The sequence below is a fragment of the Pseudomonas gingeri genome (assembly GCF_013386165.1).
Classification (GTDB): Bacteria; Pseudomonadota; Gammaproteobacteria; order Pseudomonadales; family Pseudomonadaceae; genus Aquipseudomonas; species Aquipseudomonas gingeri_C.
This window is the reverse complement of record NZ_JACAOS010000003.1, coordinates 1,202,595-1,202,834: the sequence shown is the minus strand read 5'-3', so window position 1 is coordinate 1,202,834 and position 240 is coordinate 1,202,595. Positions and strand designations below refer to the sequence as shown.

Sequence of the window (240 nt, the reverse complement as noted above, 5' to 3'; positions counted from 1 at the left end):
GCGTCAGCGTCTGGGCGTGGAGTTGAAGCTGGCGGATATCTTCGCCCACCCGGAACTGGCGGTGCTGGCCCGAATACTGGCCGAAGCCGTCTGCAGCAGCCAGCCGCCGATCGTGGCGGTGCCCCGTGATCAAGTCCTGCCGTTGTCGTTTGCCCAGCAGCGCCTGTGGTTCCTGGCACAACTGGAAGGCGGTAGCGCGGCCTATCACATCCCGGCCGGCCTGCGCTTGCACGGCAGCCT

General features: G+C 67.1%; 1 pseudogene. It reads left to right on the top strand.

Annotated features, from left to right (window positions below):
• A pseudogene (locus HX866_RS09845) lies at positions 1-240 on the top strand (condensation domain-containing protein); the annotation flags it as partial.